The 16,241-nt window shown below is 59.7% G+C and carries 8 protein-coding genes and 1 pseudogene; 7 read left to right on the top strand and 2 right to left on the bottom strand.

Translation table 11 applies throughout. The features are described 5' to 3' along the window. Nucleotides 1-54: 54 nt before the first annotated feature. Nucleotides 55-345 (bottom strand): hypothetical protein, encoded by a 291-nt coding sequence (locus QZR18_RS07680; protein ID WP_178704087.1) that lies wholly within the window; start codon nt 343-345, stop codon nt 55-57. Between the two features lie 133 nt (nt 346-478). On the opposite strand from QZR18_RS07680, the gene QZR18_RS07675 reads away from it, so the two are divergent. The 7 genes from QZR18_RS07675 (at nt 479) to QZR18_RS07645 (ending at nt 15,880) form a co-directional block, all read left to right on the top strand. Continuing rightward, complete coding sequence (locus QZR18_RS07675; RefSeq protein ID WP_178704085.1) at nt 479-1,219, top strand: TetR/AcrR family transcriptional regulator; 741 nt, start codon at nt 479-481, stop codon at nt 1,217-1,219. A 162-nt stretch (nt 1,220-1,381) separates the two neighbouring features. Further along, complete coding sequence (locus QZR18_RS07670) at nt 1,382-2,158, top strand: biotin--[acetyl-CoA-carboxylase] ligase (RefSeq protein WP_291458892.1); 777 nt, start codon at nt 1,382-1,384, stop codon at nt 2,156-2,158. Next, the gene (locus tag QZR18_RS07665; protein WP_178704079.1) at nt 2,155-3,960 is read left to right on the top strand and encodes a biotin carboxylase N-terminal domain-containing protein; all 1,806 of its coding nucleotides are present in this window, start codon (nt 2,155-2,157) and stop codon (nt 3,958-3,960) included. Before QZR18_RS07670 ends, QZR18_RS07665 begins: the two co-directional genes overlap by 4 nt. Then, on the top strand, nt 3,957-5,546 hold the full coding sequence (locus tag QZR18_RS07660) for an acyl-CoA carboxylase subunit beta (protein ID WP_178704076.1): 1,590 nt from the start codon (nt 3,957-3,959) through the stop codon (nt 5,544-5,546). Before QZR18_RS07665 ends, QZR18_RS07660 begins: the two co-directional genes overlap by 4 nt. A 19-nt stretch (nt 5,547-5,565) precedes the next feature. Continuing rightward, nucleotides 5,566-14,739: a type I polyketide synthase gene (locus QZR18_RS07655; protein WP_178704073.1), complete on the top strand. Its 9,174-nt coding sequence runs from the start codon at nt 5,566-5,568 to the stop codon at nt 14,737-14,739. A gap of 8 nt (nt 14,740-14,747) precedes the next feature. Continuing rightward, nucleotides 14,748-15,254: a holo-ACP synthase gene (locus QZR18_RS07650; RefSeq protein WP_178704070.1), complete on the top strand. Its 507-nt coding sequence runs from the start codon at nt 14,748-14,750 to the stop codon at nt 15,252-15,254. A gap of 11 nt (nt 15,255-15,265) precedes the next feature. Then, complete coding sequence (locus QZR18_RS07645; RefSeq protein ID WP_178704068.1) at nt 15,266-15,880, top strand: biotin transporter BioY; 615 nt, start codon at nt 15,266-15,268, stop codon at nt 15,878-15,880. Nucleotides 15,881-15,983: 103 nt separating this feature from the next. On the opposite strand, the pseudogene QZR18_RS07640 reads toward QZR18_RS07645, so the two are convergent. Beyond that, nucleotides 15,984-16,241 (bottom strand): annotated as a pseudogene (locus QZR18_RS07640) (tRNA-specific adenosine deaminase); the annotation flags it as partial.

The following is a 16,241-nucleotide window of genomic DNA, read 5'->3' as shown; positions in this document are numbered from 1 at the left end:
CAGACGCGCAGCGTCTGGCCCCCACCCTGTCATAACCGCATCTAGCGGTGGTGATCAGTCTTCGCGGGTCGTAACCTCAATGATCTGAACTTCCGCAGAATCTGGAATATCAGCCGCGCGAGGAGCAGTTTTCCCAGAATCACTGGTCGAAGGCTCCTCAACCACAGTGCTGTCAACAACGCGCACACCCGGTCGCGGGGATCCATAACGCGAAGGCGCACCTTGACCCATCCCGCGACGCATCGCGCGACGGACAAAGAAAATGAAGGCAGCTGAAATCAGTGCAACACCGATGACAACGATCAGAATCAGGTTGCCCAGTAGCGTAAGAAGTCCACCAATCATGCATTCACCCTACACTGGGCACGATGGTCGTGAGACAATAGAACCCTCAGCTCTAAACGAACATGTCACTGAAGACGCATCGCCTTCGCCCATGCATGTTCCACTCGGTGTCGGTAGGAAAAGGCGGTTACATATGGGAAAACGAGCCGAAACCCAGGACCGTCTCCTTGCAGCAACTCGACACATCATCATCACCGAAGGCATTGAAGCCACATCGCTTGAGCACATCTGCGCAGTCGCTGGTTTTACCCGCGGCGCCTTCTACTCAAATTTTTCCTCTAAAGACTCACTGCTGGGAATCTTGGCTGAAGGCGAATACGCCGACCTGATCCAACGCCTGCGTGAACGCGTCCTTCTGTGGGAGAACGCTCAAACCCCCGCATCGCAGGGAGGTGAGGGGGATCGTCACCTCCTCATGGAAAACCTGCTCTACGAAGCCTTGGACGCAATCCACATTGACGAAGGACTCTACATCCTCCACTCCGAGATGCTCATGCGTTCAATCCGCGACCCCGAGTGGGGTATGCGACTGCTGGACCTCAACCGTCAATTTGCGGATCAACTCGGTTCGGTTCTGCAGACAATCCTGACGGCCGCCGGGCGTGAACTCACGGTTCCCATTGATGCGCTGACCCAAAGCGTCATCGGTGTCGTCATACGTGCCGCAGGACTTGCAGGGTGGCGTCAATCTATTCGCAAGTACCGAAGTAAGCACAGTACTGCCGCAAACTCCGGCTACCCCGCGCCGACGCCTCGTGAAGATCACCCACCGGTCCCACCTGCCCACACAGCCTCACAGGCCAGCCCGGCAACCCGATCAATTCTCGAAGTCGTCCTGGTCCTGCTCTACGCCTGCTCGCGCGAAATCGACTGAAAATACACATCGGTATCGCCTTCAAGCGTTTTCGAAGGAAACTTCAAGAATCGCAGAATCACGCCAAAAACTCATAGCACTTTATCCGAGTTTCAGGCGCGGTACTCACAATATGCACCCCTGTATTTGTCCGCTCATGCGGCAAATTGAACGATGGGTGTAATGCAGATTGATCAAGAAGCACCTGTCCTTCACTACGACGAAGTTGACTCAACGAACACTCACCTTGCCCGCGTCGTGCTCGGCGAGGGCTCAACTGCGCCTTCGGGAATAGCGCTATGGGCAAGCCGCCAGAACAAGGGGCGCGGACGCGATGGACGCGTCTGGCTCTCTTCCGATGAGGCACTGACTTTCTCTCTCATGGTTGAGGCCTCGGAAAGCGAATTAGAATGGCTGACCGCGCTGGCCGGTGTCGCACTCCTGCGCACGATCCGCACTACAGGGCTCGATGAGACTGCAAGCGGTGAGGACGCACTTTCACTCAAGTGGCCAAACGATCTGCTCATCAACGGACGTAAAGCCGCTGGAATACTTTGCGAACACCTCGACACAAGAGATGACACCCACCGCGTGATCATCGGCATTGGGGTCAACATCGGCGCCCTACCGGCTGAGGTTCGTGACTTCGCCGCAAGCTTCGACACCACACTGAGCAGCGAGGAACGCGAATCATTGATCCGCGAACTGCGCATGAATCTCGATCAGCTCTTCACGCTCCCCGGCGCACCTGAATCCTGGCGCGAAGAGTACAGCTCACACATGCGCATCTTCGGTACGCAATGTCCACTGCACCTTCCCGGAGGTATTCGCTTCACCGCGACTCCAATCAGCATCGATGAGCACGCACACCTGATTTGTCGCTCCACGGAAGGCGAAATTCTGACCGTCACCACGGGGGAAATTTCCCCCACCCCACTAGTGGAAGGACACCAGTCATGACGATTGCCCTTTCTCCCGTTCTGGTTGCGAACCGAGGTGAAATCGCGGTTCGCGTCATTCGCACGCTTCGCGAAATGGGTTTGGATTCGGTCGCTGTCTACGCTGAGGCCGATCGGGATACCTTGGCTTGCGAGCTCGCTACTTCTGCCTACAGCCTGGGTGGGAAGAGCGCTGCTGAGACCTACCTGAAGCCGGAAGCGATTCTCGAGGCCGCCGCAAAGTCGGGCGCGCGAGCAATCCACCCCGGATACGGTTTCCTTTCCGAGAATGCCGATTTCGCCTCGCGCGTCGCAGAAGCCGGCCTGGTGTGGATCGGTCCTTCCGCTGAGGCCATCGAAGCCTTGGGTGACAAGATTCGAGCCCGCGAACTGGCTGATTCGTGCAAGGTCCCAACGATCGCCGGTCGTTCCTTGGAAGGAAGCAGCGTCGAGGATGCACTTGAGCTTGCACAGTCTATTGGCTACCCGGTCCTCATCAAGCGTGCCGATGGCGGCGGTGGGCGCGGAATCACTCGCATGAATTCCGACTCCGATGTTCGTGATTTCTACACGAACCTGATCGATCCTTCGACGTTGACGCTGTGCTTCATGGAGAAATTCATTTCTCACGGTCGTCACGTCGAAACCCAATGCGCTCGCGATTCTTTCGGAACTTTCGCAGTCGTTTCAACGCGAGACTGCTCGGTCCAGCGTCGCAACCAGAAGGTTGTTGAAGAAGCACCTGCTCCTTTTATCTCCGAAGAACTCCACGCGGCACTTGAGAAGTACTCCCGCGCACTCTTCGACACGGTCCAGTACGTGGGTGTCGGTACCTGTGAGTTCTTGGTCGAAGACGGCAACGCCTATTTCCTGGAAGTCAACCCTCGCCTGCAAGTCGAACACACGGTTTCCGAAGAGGTCACCGGAATCGATCTGGTTCGCGAACAGATTCGAATTGCTCAAGGTCTTCCACTCAGCAAGATCCCCTCTACTCGCGGTCATGCGATCGAAGTGCGAGTCACCAGTGAAGATCCCGCTCAAGAACTAATGCCAGCAACCGGTCGTTTGAGCACAATCCAGTGGCCCGGCGGCCCCGGAGTCCGTGTCGATTCCTTCATCCGTCCCGGTGAAGAAATCGGAACCGATTTCGACTCTCTCATTGCAAAAATCACCGTTCACGCGCCGACACGTATTCAGGCAATTATTCGTCTTCAGCGCGCGCTGGATGAGTTTCGCGTCGAAGGCCTACCGACCTCCGCTCCCCTGCTCGCACATATCCTCGCAACTGCCGAATTTCGAAGTGAAGAAAGCGACAGCTTGGGTGTCTACACCCAGTGGTTGGAACGCGAAGGAGTTCTCGAAGAAGTTGCGCGCGAGCTCTCGACTGCAGGTGGTACGCACAGCTCACGCGAGGCCTCGGAAGAAGGAAACGAAGCGCACGCACTGCGCTCCTTCGTCATCGAAATTGACGGAAAGCGCACAACGCTGAGCCTTCCCGCGGAACTTCTGAGCGCTGCCGGGGGCGAATCGGGGGGACGCGCACTCCGACCTCGTCAGCCACTGCGACGCTCACTGCGCCCACGCACCGGGGCAAACGACGAGGGCCCAAACGTTACCTCCCCCATCCAAGCAACCGTCATCCGCATCGCCGTCGAAGAAGGCCAAGCGGTCGAAGAGGGCGAACTGGTTGCGGTCATTGAGTCCATGAAGATGGAAAAGGCCCTGAACGCGGGTTGCGCGGGAACGATCTCGGCGATTCACGTCTGCGCGGGCGACACCGTTAAAGCAGGAGACGTCTTGGTGAGCATTAAGGAGGAAGCATGACCCCATCGAGCGCCAAGCGAATCGACGAGGCCGAAGAGCACGAAGCCATCAGCCGCAGAAACTTCTACGATCGCACGCACAGCATCTTGGAAGCGGCAGAAGAAAAAGCGCGTCAGGCACAGCATGCTCGCGGACGCCAAACCGCCCGCGAGCGCTTGGACTACCTGCTTGATGAAGGCTCCTTCAGCGAGCTCAACCGCTATGCCGGCGGCGATATCGAAGCCGGTGAGCTCGGTTCTGCCGTCATCACGGGTATTGGCACGCTGGATGGCCGCCCCGTCGCTGTTTACGCACAGGACTTCTCAATCCGTGGCGGCACGCTGGGCAAGGTTGAAGGCGATAAGATCCTTCTCCTCATGGATCGTGCCCTCTCCATGCGAATCCCGATCATTGCCCTGCTGGACTCGGGCGGCGCTCGCATCCAAGAAGGCGTCACCGCACTTGCACAATACGGTCGAATCTTCCGCAAGACTACCGAGGCCTCGGGAGTCGTCCCCCAGATCTCGGTAATCCTGGGTCCCTGTGCGGGTGGCGCGGTCTACGGGCCAGCGCTCACCGACTTCATCATCATGACGAAGAATTCCTCGTACATGTTTGTCACAGGCCCCTCCGTTGTGAAGGCTGCGACCGGCGAAGATATTTCCTCTGAAGACCTGGGTGGTGGCGACCTGCATAACTCGGTGTCGGGCGTTGCGCACTTCCTTGCCGAAGATGAGAACGAGGCCTTGGATTACGCGCGCACCCTGCTGTCCTACCTGCCGCAGAACTGCGATAAGAAGCCTCCGCGCTACCTCTTCGAAAACGATGGCACCGAAGAACGCGCACGCGAGGTCGCATCCCTGGTTCCGGAATCCCCCAAGCAGGACTACGACATGGTCGAAGTCATTGAAGCGCTTGTCGATCACGGGGAATTCCTTGAGGTTCAGCCCCTGTTCTCACCGTCAATCGTTGTTGGCTTCGCCTGCTTTGAAGGACGGCCGGTTGGAATTGTTGCCAACCAGCCCAGCATCGATGCGGGAACTCTGGATGTGAACGCTTCTGAAAAGGCCGCGCGATTCGTTCAATTCCTTGACGCCTTCGGGATCCCGATTATCACCCTTGTTGACGTCCCTGGATATCGTCCCGGTTCCGAACAGGAACGAGCGGGAATTATTCGCCGCGGCGCCAAATTGATCACCGCCTATGCGACGGCAACCGTCCCCATGATCACCGTTATTTTGCGCAAGGCATTTGGCGGCGCCTACATCGTCATGGGTTCGAAGTCACTGGGCGCAGATATGAACTTCTCATGGCCGGCCTCTCAAATTGCCGTGATGGGCTCTGAAGGAGCGGTGGACATCGTGTTCCGCCGCCAGCTTGCCGCGGCCGGAAAGGAAGGGCGCGATGTTGCTCAGCAGCGTGCGCACTACCAGGAAATGTATGAGCGCCAAGCGATGAACCCGAATCTTTCTCTGAAAAATGGAGAGCTCGACGCACTGATCGAGCCTTCCACAACCCGCCAGAACATTTGCCGAGCCCTATCGGTCCTTCACCTCAAGGACCGCACCGTAACGACCCCGCGCGTCCACGATAACGCCCCTATGTGATGAGGAAAGTAGATTAATCATGACCGCATTTTTTGCCGAAATCCCCACTCCCTACGCATTGACTTTTGCGGGACAGGGGTCCGCGTGGCGCCCTGCTCTTTCGACCTCCCTATCCTTCCCCCCTCACGCCGCACTGTTGCGCAAGCACTACCAGGCAATGCGTGAGCTTCTTGCTCCCGTTGCCGGTGAGCTTCTAACCAGCGCACCCGGTTCATTGGAGCGCCTGAACGCTCTTCTGGACGGCAACGCTGAGGACCTTCCTCTGGACCGCTCCGCCTCCGTCTCAGTGCCGGGTATCACCTTGGCTCAGCTAGCAGCTTTGGCAGATCTCGATGCAACCCAGTTGGATGTCCACACGACTTCCCCCTTGCTGCTCGGTCATTCCCAAGGCATCTTGGGCGCCGAGGTTGCCCGTGCATGGATCGCCCGCGATGACCAGCGCCTCACCCACGTGCTAGCCCTCGCAGTGCTCATCGGTGCCGCTGCGCAATCGGTCAGCATCCGTTTGGGCGCGACCAACTTGGGTGAAGCAACCCCGATGCTTTCCGTTCGCGGACTTCCGGCCTCGATGATTACCGAGGCCGTTGAGGGTTCTCCCGTTTCCCTGGCCGTTGTCAACGGCCCGCGTTCCGTCGTTCTTTCCGGTCGTCCGGGTGATCTTAACGCCTGCCGTCGCCAGCTTGAGGCACAGGTTGCAGCCTCAAACCGCGCTTTGGACGAGCACCTGACCGGCGGCACTCCTCTTGAGGCAATCGTCGAGTTTCTGCCTGTCTCGGCCCCCTTCCATTCACCCCTGTTGGAGGAAGCAGTCGCGCAGGTCACTTCGTGGGCACGGAGCTTGGCAGCAGCCGGTCACGGAATTGATGATGCCGAGGCCGAGCGCGTTGCCCGCGCAATCCTCGTTGAGCGCGATGACTGGTCTGCAGCGATTTCCTCAGCCCTCAACCAGGGCGTGAAGACCTTCATTGATCTTGGGCCTTCGAATATGCTCACCCGACTGACCCAGGATCTCCTAGATGGAACCGGCGCACAGATCGTCGATGCATCGACCGCATCGCGCCGCACCGAACTCGATGAAGAAGGTTCGTCAATCGAAGCGGCCGCAGACTGGTCACAGTTCGCTCCCAAGGTCGTTGCTCTTCCCGACGGACGCCGCGTGGTTTCAACGGCATTCACCCGTTTGACGGGACGCTCCCCCATCATCCTTCCGGGTATGACTCCCACGACCGTCGGGCCTCGTATTGTTGCTGCAGCCGCAAACGCTGGTCACTGGGCAGAAATGGCCGGTGGCGGCCAGTACTCCGAAGAAGTCTTCACCGAGCACCGTCTTGAGCTTCAAAAGCTCCTTGAACCCGGCCGCAGCGCGGGATTCAACACGATGTTCTTTGATCGTTTCATGTGGAACCTTCAATTCGGTGTCAACCGAATTGTTCCCAAGGCCCGCCGCGCAGGTGCTCCCATCGATGCGGTGACGATCGCCGCCGGTATCCCCGAATTGGATGAGGCCCGCGAGCTGATCGCCCAGTTACGCGCCGATGGCTTCGAATACCTGTGCCTGAAGCCCGGAACCGTCGAGCAGATCGAACAGGTCGTCCGTATTGCACAAGCAAACCCGGATCAGACCCTGATTATTCAGGTGGAAGACGGCCACTCTGGTGGCCACCACTCATGGGAAAACCTCGACGATCTGCTCTTGGCTACCTACGCACAAATCCGTCGTACGCCCAACCTTGTTCTTGCTGTTGGCGGCGGTATTGGTTCGGCAGCAGATGCCGCTCGTTACATCACCGGACAGTGGTCCGTCGATCTGGGCTCAGCACCGATGCCCGTCGATGCTGTTCTGGTCGGTACGGCCTCGATGGCGACACTAGAAGCCGAAACTTCTCCTCAGGTAAAGCAACTGCTCAAGGACACCCCCGGTGTTGGCGGTGATGGCTGGGTCGGTACCGGCCAGGTGCGCGGTGGCATGACCTCCGGTTTGTCCCACCTGAATGCGGACATGCACGAGATTGAGAACTCCTCCGCTCGCGCTTCACGCCTCATTCACGAGGTCGGCTCCGACCAGGAGTCCATCGACGCACACCGCGATGAACTCATTGAGGCCATGAACAAGACTGCGAAGCCCTACTTCGGTGAGCTCTCTGAAATGACCTACGCCGATTGGGCGCGCCGCGTCATTGATCTGTCCTACCCCTGGGCAGATTGGACCTGGACGGATCGCGCTCTGGATCTCTTCCACCGTATTGAGTCCCGCTTGAACCCGGCCGACCACGGTGATATCCCCACGCTTTTTGAAAGCCGCGATGATCTTGAAGACGGACAGGCCGCTTTGGCCCGCCTGCTCGAGGCCTACCCTCAGGCTGAGACCACCCGCGTCATTCCCGCCGATGTCGCATGGTTCCCGGTCCTGTGCCGCAAGCACCACAAGCCCATGCCTTTCGTTCCCGTTCTGGACGGCGATCTTGCTCGCTGGTGGGGAACCGACACACTCTGGCAGTCCCAAGATGCACGTTTCGATGCAGACGCAGTCCGCATCATCCCCGGCCCCCGTTCGGTTGCCGGAATTGATCGCGTTGATGAGCCCATCGGTGAAATGTTTGCCCGTTTCGAGCAGGCTGTCGTCGATGCCGTCTCCACAGACGACGCGCGTGTTCCCCAGGTCTGGTCTCGTTTCCACGATTTGACTGACGCGGCCTCGTTCCTGCGGGAAATTTCCCACATCCAGTGGGCGGGCAACCTGGTCGATAACCCGGCCTACACCTCGGTCGAGGCCACGGAAATCCTTCACGATGAGGGCGGCTATTCGATTCGCATCCACTGCGATTCAATGTGGGATGAGACCCCGAATAGCTCTCACCACTCAGTTGAGTACATCGACATCCCCGTTCTTCTCTCCAGCGCGTGCATGACCGGCGCTTACCCGGTTGTTGACATGTCACGACTGTCCGTGACCGCTTACGATCTGCTTGCCGGCGCTGCCGGAGTGGGAACGACGAGCGTGAATGGCGACCGCATTGAGAAGATGCCCGCTGTTATCCCCGGCGAAGGTTTTGGCACGGTTCACGATTCCTTCACCTTCACCGAGAACCTGGGCTACGCTCACGGAGCGGTAACCGGTGGTGCGCTGTCGACACAGCTGGCCTCGGGAGTGCCCGATGCGCTGGTCGGCCCCTGCTGGCCCGCGATTTACGCCGCACTGGGCTCGGCAATGTACCAGGGCGTGCCTGTCATTGAAGGTCTGGTCAATGCCGTTCACCTCGACCACTCGATCTTCCTCGATGCTCCGCTTCCCGCTTTTGGAACCCGCGTCGAGGTCGTGGGACGCTGCGCTGAGCTTGCCGAGTCTTCGGCAGGTCGCGTGGTGCGCGTCGAACTTGAGTTGAGTGCTGGGGGCACAGTTTTTGCACGCTTGGTTGAGCGTTTCGCTATCCGAGGCCGGATTGCTTCAACCCAGCCGCCCGCACCGGCACCCGAGGTCGCAGATTCCTACACGGACACACCGCGTTCCTTCCTGCGTCACGTGCGCGTTCAGGCTCCCGAAAACATGACGGCCTTCGCCATTGTTTCCGGAGACTTCAACCCCATTCACACCTCCTACGCTGCTGCACGCCTTTCTGGCCTTTCAGCTCCGCTGGTTCACGGAATGTGGTTGTCCGCGACCGTTCAGCATCTGCTGTGCGCTCACTCAACTCAGCCGGTTGACAGCCCTGATCGACTGGGCGTCATTCGCTCCGTTGACATGCCCGAGGTCGAGATTGAAGCATGGTCCTACCGCATGTTCGGCATGGTTCAGCTCTCGGACATCGTGGATATCACCATTGAGCGCGTGGGTCGTATCGGTGGCGAATTGGTCCTTGAAGCTACATGCCGAATTGGCGATGAGGTCGTCTCCATCGCGCGTGCACTCACTCGCGCACCCCGCACCGCCTATGTCTACCCCGGTCAGGGTATCCAGCGAAAGATGATGGGCTTGGAGCACATGAGCTCAACCGCTCGCGCGGTATGGGCGCAAGCCGATGCTCATACTCGCAAGGCACTGGGCTTCTCCATCGAGACCATTGTTCGTACAAACCCGACCGAACTTCGCGTCGGCAACGAGGTCTTCCGCCACCCCAAGGGCGTCCTCAACCTCACGCAATTCACCCAGGTCGCTCTGGCAACTCTGGCCTACGCCCAGACCGAGGAACTCCGCACGGAAAACGCCCTTGTGGATCACTCCTTCTACGCGGGACACTCTTTGGGCGAGTACACCGCCCTCTCCGCCTACGCACGGATCTTCCCCCTCGAGCAGGTTTTGGAAATCGTGTTCCAGCGCGGTTCAGCCATGCACCACTTGGTCGAACGCGACGCACAGGGTCGATCGAACTACGCAATGGGAGCTCTCCGCCCCAACCAATTCGGTATGGGCGACGCAGAGGTCCGCGACTACGTGGCCTCGATCGCTGAAAAGTCCGGCGAATTCTTGGAGATTGTCAACTACAACCTGGCTGGTTCTCAGTACTCGGTTGCTGGAACAGTCGCCGGTCTGAAAGCCTTGGAAGAGGACACCGCACAGCGTGCCCGCGAACACGGTGGTCGCCGAGCGCTCATCATGATCCCCGGAATCGATGTTCCTTTCCACTCCTCGCGCCTGCGCGCTGGTGTCCCGGCCTTCCGCGACAAGCTCGATTCTTTGCTTCCCCAGGACATTAACCTTGAGGTTCTCGAAGGACGCTACATCCCGAACTTGGTTGCTCGCCCCTTCGAACTCACCCGAGATTTTGCCCAGTCGATCCTTGACGTTGTTCCCTCTGAGGCAACTCAAAAGATCGTCGACAATTGGGAAGAATCGATCGCTCATCCGCAGGCCACCGCACGTACCCTGCTCATCGAGCTCCTCTCGTGGCAGTTTGCTTCGCCGGTTCGCTGGATTGAGACTCAGGATCTGCTCTTCAGCGCTCCCCCGCAGGGCCTGGGCGTTGAGCGCGTGATTGAGATCGGTTTGGCATCCTCGCCGACCCTGGCAAACATGGCTTCGCGGACGCTTTCACAGCCTAAGTTCGCGCAGACAAATATCGATGTGCTGAACGTCGAGCGCGACGCCGCACGTGCCCGCAACGAGGACGCGGTCGCTCAGCCCGAACGCGCACAATCCGATGCGTCGGCGCCCAGCGACGAGGCTACTCCCTCTGCACCCGAAAGCAACGCCTCGGCAGCGGAAGCTCCCGCGGCAAGCGCTCCTGCGGCCGAAGCACCAAGCGCAGCCCCGGCGCCAGCCCCCGCGGCTGCGGCAAGCGGAACCATGCCGGAACTCCCGCTCTCGGCCTCGGATGCTATCCGCGTTCTTCTCGCCTTCTCGAACAAGCTCCTCACCGAGCAGATCGATGCCTCTGACACTGTCGAAACCCTGACAAATGGCGTGTCATCAAAGCGCAACCAGCTGCTCATGGACATGGCCGCTGAGCTCTCGCTCTCGACTATCGAAGGTGCGGCCGAAGCATCGATGGGCGATCTCTTCGCGACCATCGACACTCTGGTCCCCAGCTACACACCTTTTGGCCCGGTCCTCAGCGACGCAATCAACTCCAAGCTGCGCAAGATCTTCGGTTCTGCTGGTCTTCCCGCGAGCTTCACAACCGGTTACGTCAAGGACAATTGGGACCTGAGTGAACAGTGGGCCGCACGCGTGAATGCAGAAATCCTGCTGGGCACCCGTGAAGGTGACTCAATTCGCGGTGGTAGCCTCTCGACTCTGCCGGGCTCGGTCTCCTCTGCAAAGGATGCTTCAGCTCTCATCGATCAGGCTCTAGCTTTGATCGCAGCACGTGAGGGATTGACGCTCTCGCGTCCAAGCTCCGGTGGAGGCGCCAGCGGTGAGGTCGTTGATTCTGTTGCTCTGCGCGACCTGGAAGATCGCATCCTCGGTGAGCGTGGGATCTTGGCCAACCAAGCACGCGACATTCTCAAGGTTTTGGGTATCTCCACTGTCCCCGCAGCAGTGGAGAGCGAAGATTCCTCCGCTCTGATCGCGGCTGTTGAGGCCGAACTTGGAGCAAATTGGGAAGCCTCCGTGCGCCCCGCCTTTGATGAAGGCCGCGCGGTCCTCCTTGACGACCGTTGGGCAACTGCTCGTGAAGACCTCGCCCGCATCTTTGCCGGTGCTGCTTCCACTGAAAGCCTTGCGCCTGAACGCCTACGCGGTGCAGGACAATCGCTGAGTGAACTGGCGAAGTGGTACAGCGCCAACACCTCGGACGCAGGTCTCAAGGACTACTTCGCCCGCGTCGCCCACGCTGCTCTTGAGACAGCTGAAGGCCGCTTCGCTGGAGACGTCGCACTTGTTACCGGAGCTGCCCCCCACTCGATTGCGGCCGCAGTCGTAGGCGAGCTTCTTGCCGGTGGCGCAACCGTCATCATGACCTCATCGCGAGTTAACGATGCACGACTGGCATTCGCCAAGGAGCTGTACCGCACGCACGCCGCAATCGGCGCAACCCTGTGGGTCGTCCCCGCAAACATGGCGTCCTTCCGTGATGTTGATGCGCTGATCTCCTGGGTTGGTAGCGAACAGACCGAGACGCACGGGGCGACAACCGAGGTCGTCAAACCTGCGCTTCTTCCCGATATTTTCGTTCCCTTCGCCGCACCTCGCGTCTCCGGAACCGTTGGTTCGGATCCTCAGGGTGCGCTTGCTCAAGAACGCCTGCTTCTGTGGAGCGTCGAACGCGCAATCCACCTGCTGTCCGGCTTGCGTGCAGACACGGCTCCCAACCACCGCACGCACATCTTGCTTCCCGGTTCACCCAACCGCGGAATCTTCGGTGGCGACGGTGCATATGGCGAAGCGAAGGCAGCCTTCGACGCGATTGCAACCAAGTGGGAGCACGAGTCCGGTTGGCCGACGCGCACGAGCATTGCTCACCCACTGATCGGTTGGGTTCAGGGCACCTCCCTCATGGGCGGAAACGACATCCTGGTTCCCGCGGCTGAGGCGGCAGGTGTACACGTCTACACGACCGAAGAAATCGCCGGCGAACTCGCCCAGCTCCTCACCCGCGAGGTCCGCGAGCAGGCTGCTCAGGCTCCTGTTCACGCCGACCTGACCGGCGGCTTGGCCGAGGCGGGGCTTGACCTTCCCGCACTGGCTCGCCAGGCACGCGAGCAGGCGATGGCCTCGGCACAGGAATCTCAGGTAGAGAAGCACGCAACCCTGCGGGCCCTGCCCAACCCGGTTGTTCCTTCACTGGCTGCACCGATCGAGTGGGCAACTCCTCGCGCGCAACTGCGCGATCAGATCGTCATTGTCGGCACCGGTGAAATTGGCACCTGGGGTTCGGGACGTACCCGCGAAGAGGCCGAATTCGGTCAGGACTTTGATCTGACCGCTGCCGGCGTCCTAGAGATGGCCTGGATGATGAAGCTCATCAACTGGTCCGATAGCCCGCAGCCCGGCTGGTATGACGCTTCTGGCGCACCGGTTGACGAAGCCGAGATCTACGATCGTTTCCGCGATGAGGTCGTGGCCCGATCGGGTATCCGTCGCTTCAACGACGATTCAAACATGGTTGACTGCGGTTCGAATGACGTGAGGACGGTCTTCTTGACCTCCGAGCAGACCTTCACCGTGGACACGAAGGCTGAAGCCGAAGACTACGTCTTGGCAGATCCTTCGCACACGACGATCTGGGAAGAAAACGGTACGTGGCACGTCACCAAGTCCGCTGGTTCCCCCGTCCAGGTCCCCGCGCGAGCAACCCTGACCCGCAGGGTCGGCGGCCAGATCCCCAAAGACTTCGATCCGGCTCAGTGGGGCATTCCCGCTTCCATGGTCGAGGCCCTCGACCGCATCGCTGTGTGGAACTTGGTCACCGCAGTGGATGCCTTCATCTCTTCGGGCTTCTCCCCCGCTGAACTCCTGCAGGCCGTCCACCCCGCGGATGTGTCCTCGACACAGGGCACGGGTATCGGTGGCATGGAGTCCCTGCGCCACGTCTTCCTCTCGCGCTTCCTGGGTGAGGATCGTCCACAGGACATCCTTCAAGAGGCTCTGCCCAATGTCGTGGCCGCACACACCATGCAGTCCTTCATTGGCGGCTACGGCCAGATGATCCACTCGGTGGGTGCCTGCGCAACTGCCGCGGTTTCCATCGAGGAAGCCGTCGACAAGATTCGCCTGGGCAAGTCCGACTTCGTTGTCGCCGGCGGTATCGACGATATCTCGGTCGAATCGCTGACCGGCTTTGGCAACATGAACGCGACCGCCGAGTCCGCAGCGCTTGAAGCCCGTGGAATCACTCCGCGCCACTTCTCTCGCGCCGGAGATCGTCGTCGTGCAGGCTTCCTCGAGGCCGCTGGCGGTGGCACCCTGCTGGTGACCCGCGGCGATATCGCAGCGGATCTGGGCCTGCCGGTCCAAGCGGTTGTCGCCTACGCACGTTCCTTTGCAGACGGTGCGCACACCTCGATCCCCGCCCCCGGCCTCGGAGCCTTGGCGGCAGCACGCGGTGGTCGCAATTCTGCACTGGCTCGCTCACTTGAGGACCTCGGACTGAGTGCGGACGATATCGCGGTTGTCTCCAAGCACGACACGTCGACCCGTGCGAATGACCCGAACGAGGCCGAGCTCCACTCGCGCCTGTCGGCGGCACTTGGACGTTCAGCGGGCAACCCGCTGTATGTCGTATCGCAGAAGACCCTGACCGGTCACGCAAAGGGTGGCGCTGCGCTCTTCCAAGCAGCGGGCCTCATCGATATCTTCCGCCGCCAGGAAATCCCGGCAAACCGCTCTCTGGATTGCTTGGATCCGGAAATGGCTCAGTGGATGCCGCTCCTGTGGCTGCGTCAGCCGCTGGATATGTCCGCTTCGCCCGTCCGCGCCGGTGTCCTGACCTCTCTGGGCTTTGGCCACATCGCCGCGATGGTCGTCCTTGTTCACCCCGCTGCCTTTGAGGCTGCGCTGCGTGCCGAACGTGGCGAGTCCGCTCTGGCTCAGTGGCGTGAACGTGCCCAGAAGCGTTTGGAAGAGGGACGTCGTCACCTGGAGCAGGGAATGATCGGGCACGCGGAGCTCTTCATTCCCATTGAGGGGCGTCGCCTTCCGGCAACCGACACTCACGAGGCCGAGGTTGCCCTGCTTCTGGATCCTTCCGCTCGCTTGGGTGCAGATGGCACCTACGCATCGGCGGCTTCGGATTCACAGGAAGCTCAGAACTGAGAACAGGCATGAAACCGGCAGCTATCGGTGTCGACCTGGTCGATGTTGCTTCTTTCGGAGAGCAACTCGGCCAGGAAGGCTCGGTATTTCATCAAGTCTTCACTGCTCGGGAGTGGAATGCAGCAGCGCGTTTCACTCCTGAGCAGGAGGTATCCGCCTGCGAAGCTTCTGAGGCCCTTTCGAGTTCTAGCCTGCCTTCAGGTCTGTCGATGCGTTCGATTCAGTCTCTTGCGGCTCGCTGGGCAGCGAAAGAGGCCTTCATCAAGGCTTGGTCCTCGCTGTACTACGGTCACGAAGACCCACTTGAGCGCGACCAGGTTGATTGGGCCGAAATCGAAGTAGTGAATGACCGCTGGGGGCGCCCTTCGCTGCGCTTCCACGGAGCAATTGCCACCGCGCTTGAGCAAACAGAACGCGAGATTTCAGCTTCACTCACATGGCTTGTTTCTTTATCCCATGACGGTAACTACGCGATCGCATGGATTCATGCGTACCAATCTGAATCACATTCTTGAAAGGATTTCTCATGACGACACCACTGGCTCCATCAACTTTCTCACCGGTACTAGCTGACCACTTCGGTTGCGCATCGCTGCGTCGAGATGCTCTTGCCATTCTTGCGGGTGCAGGACTTGTCGGAGCTCTGGCACAGGTCGCCATTCCCATGTGGCCTGTTCCGATCACCGGCCAAACTCTTGGCGTTCTGCTAGTCGGCGCTGTTCTGGGAGCACGTCGCGGGGCTCTCTCACTGCTTTCCTATCTGGTACTTGGCCTTGCTGGAGTGCCGTGGTTCTCGTCCGCAAGTGGCGGTCTTGCTGCACTTGCAAAGCCATCTTTTGGCTACATCATTGGCTTTATTCCGGCTGCATGGTTGATCGGAAAGCTCTCTGAACGCGCATGGGATCGTCACCTCTGGCTGTCTCTTGCGGCCTTTGGTGGCGCAACCCTAGTTCCCTTCCTGGTCGGCATCCCCTACATGTGGATGGTTGTCCGCATGGGCGGCGTCACCATGTCTTTCGCGCAAACCATGAATGCAGGGTTCACGCCCTTTATCGTGGGCGGAATCATTAAGGCAATCGCAGGGGCGGCTGTGATTGGAAGCCTGTGGAAGGCGGTCGGCCACGTGGGACTCGATCGATAAAGACCACGTCGACAGTTTTGATGGGTGTGGCCCGCGGACATTGTGCGCGGGCCACACCCATATTGTTTGATGAGAAGCGTTTCGGGCTTCCCTCAAGGTCGGACTACTCCTGAGTGGTCCTTCCGTGTTTTGACGCACGTGTACGAACAACAATCCCGGCTGTTCCGGGGACGAACTCGGCAGGCTTGAGCTGAGGAAGAACCGGAGCCTGCTTGGCTTGAGCAGTGGGCTGTGTAGTGCTTTGAGGAGCCTGCTGAGCGTGGGAGTTCGCCTGAGGAGCATCGTTCGCAGCCGCGTACGAGCGCACCCGACGAGGCGGCAGCGAGCTGTGGCCACTGCGCGAAGCTGCCGAGGCCGCCAC

Source organism: uncultured Actinomyces sp., from assembly GCA_900541895.1.
In the GTDB taxonomy this organism is placed as follows: domain Bacteria; phylum Actinomycetota; class Actinomycetes; order Actinomycetales; family Actinomycetaceae; genus Pauljensenia.
Note: the sequence above shows the minus strand (reverse complement) of the source record. Positions and strands in the feature narration are given on the sequence as shown.

What these genes read in the sequence shown, in the direction of transcription:
- QZR18_RS07680 (WP_178704087.1), bottom strand. Translation starts at nt 345, where the DNA reads ATGATTGGTGGACTTCTTACGCTACTGGGCAACCTGATTCTGATCGTT.
- QZR18_RS07675 (WP_178704085.1), top strand. Translation starts at nt 479, where the DNA reads ATGGGAAAACGAGCCGAAACCCAGGACCGTCTCCTTGCAGCAACTCGA.
- QZR18_RS07670 (WP_291458892.1), top strand. Translation starts at nt 1,382, where the DNA reads ATGCAGATTGATCAAGAAGCACCTGTCCTTCACTACGACGAAGTTGAC.
- QZR18_RS07665 (WP_178704079.1), top strand. Translation starts at nt 2,155, where the DNA reads ATGACGATTGCCCTTTCTCCCGTTCTGGTTGCGAACCGAGGTGAAATC.
- QZR18_RS07660 (WP_178704076.1), top strand. Translation starts at nt 3,957, where the DNA reads ATGACCCCATCGAGCGCCAAGCGAATCGACGAGGCCGAAGAGCACGAA.
- QZR18_RS07655 (WP_178704073.1), top strand. Translation starts at nt 5,566, where the DNA reads ATGACCGCATTTTTTGCCGAAATCCCCACTCCCTACGCATTGACTTTT.
- QZR18_RS07650 (WP_178704070.1), top strand. Translation starts at nt 14,748, where the DNA reads ATGAAACCGGCAGCTATCGGTGTCGACCTGGTCGATGTTGCTTCTTTC.
- QZR18_RS07645 (WP_178704068.1), top strand. Translation starts at nt 15,266, where the DNA reads ATGACGACACCACTGGCTCCATCAACTTTCTCACCGGTACTAGCTGAC.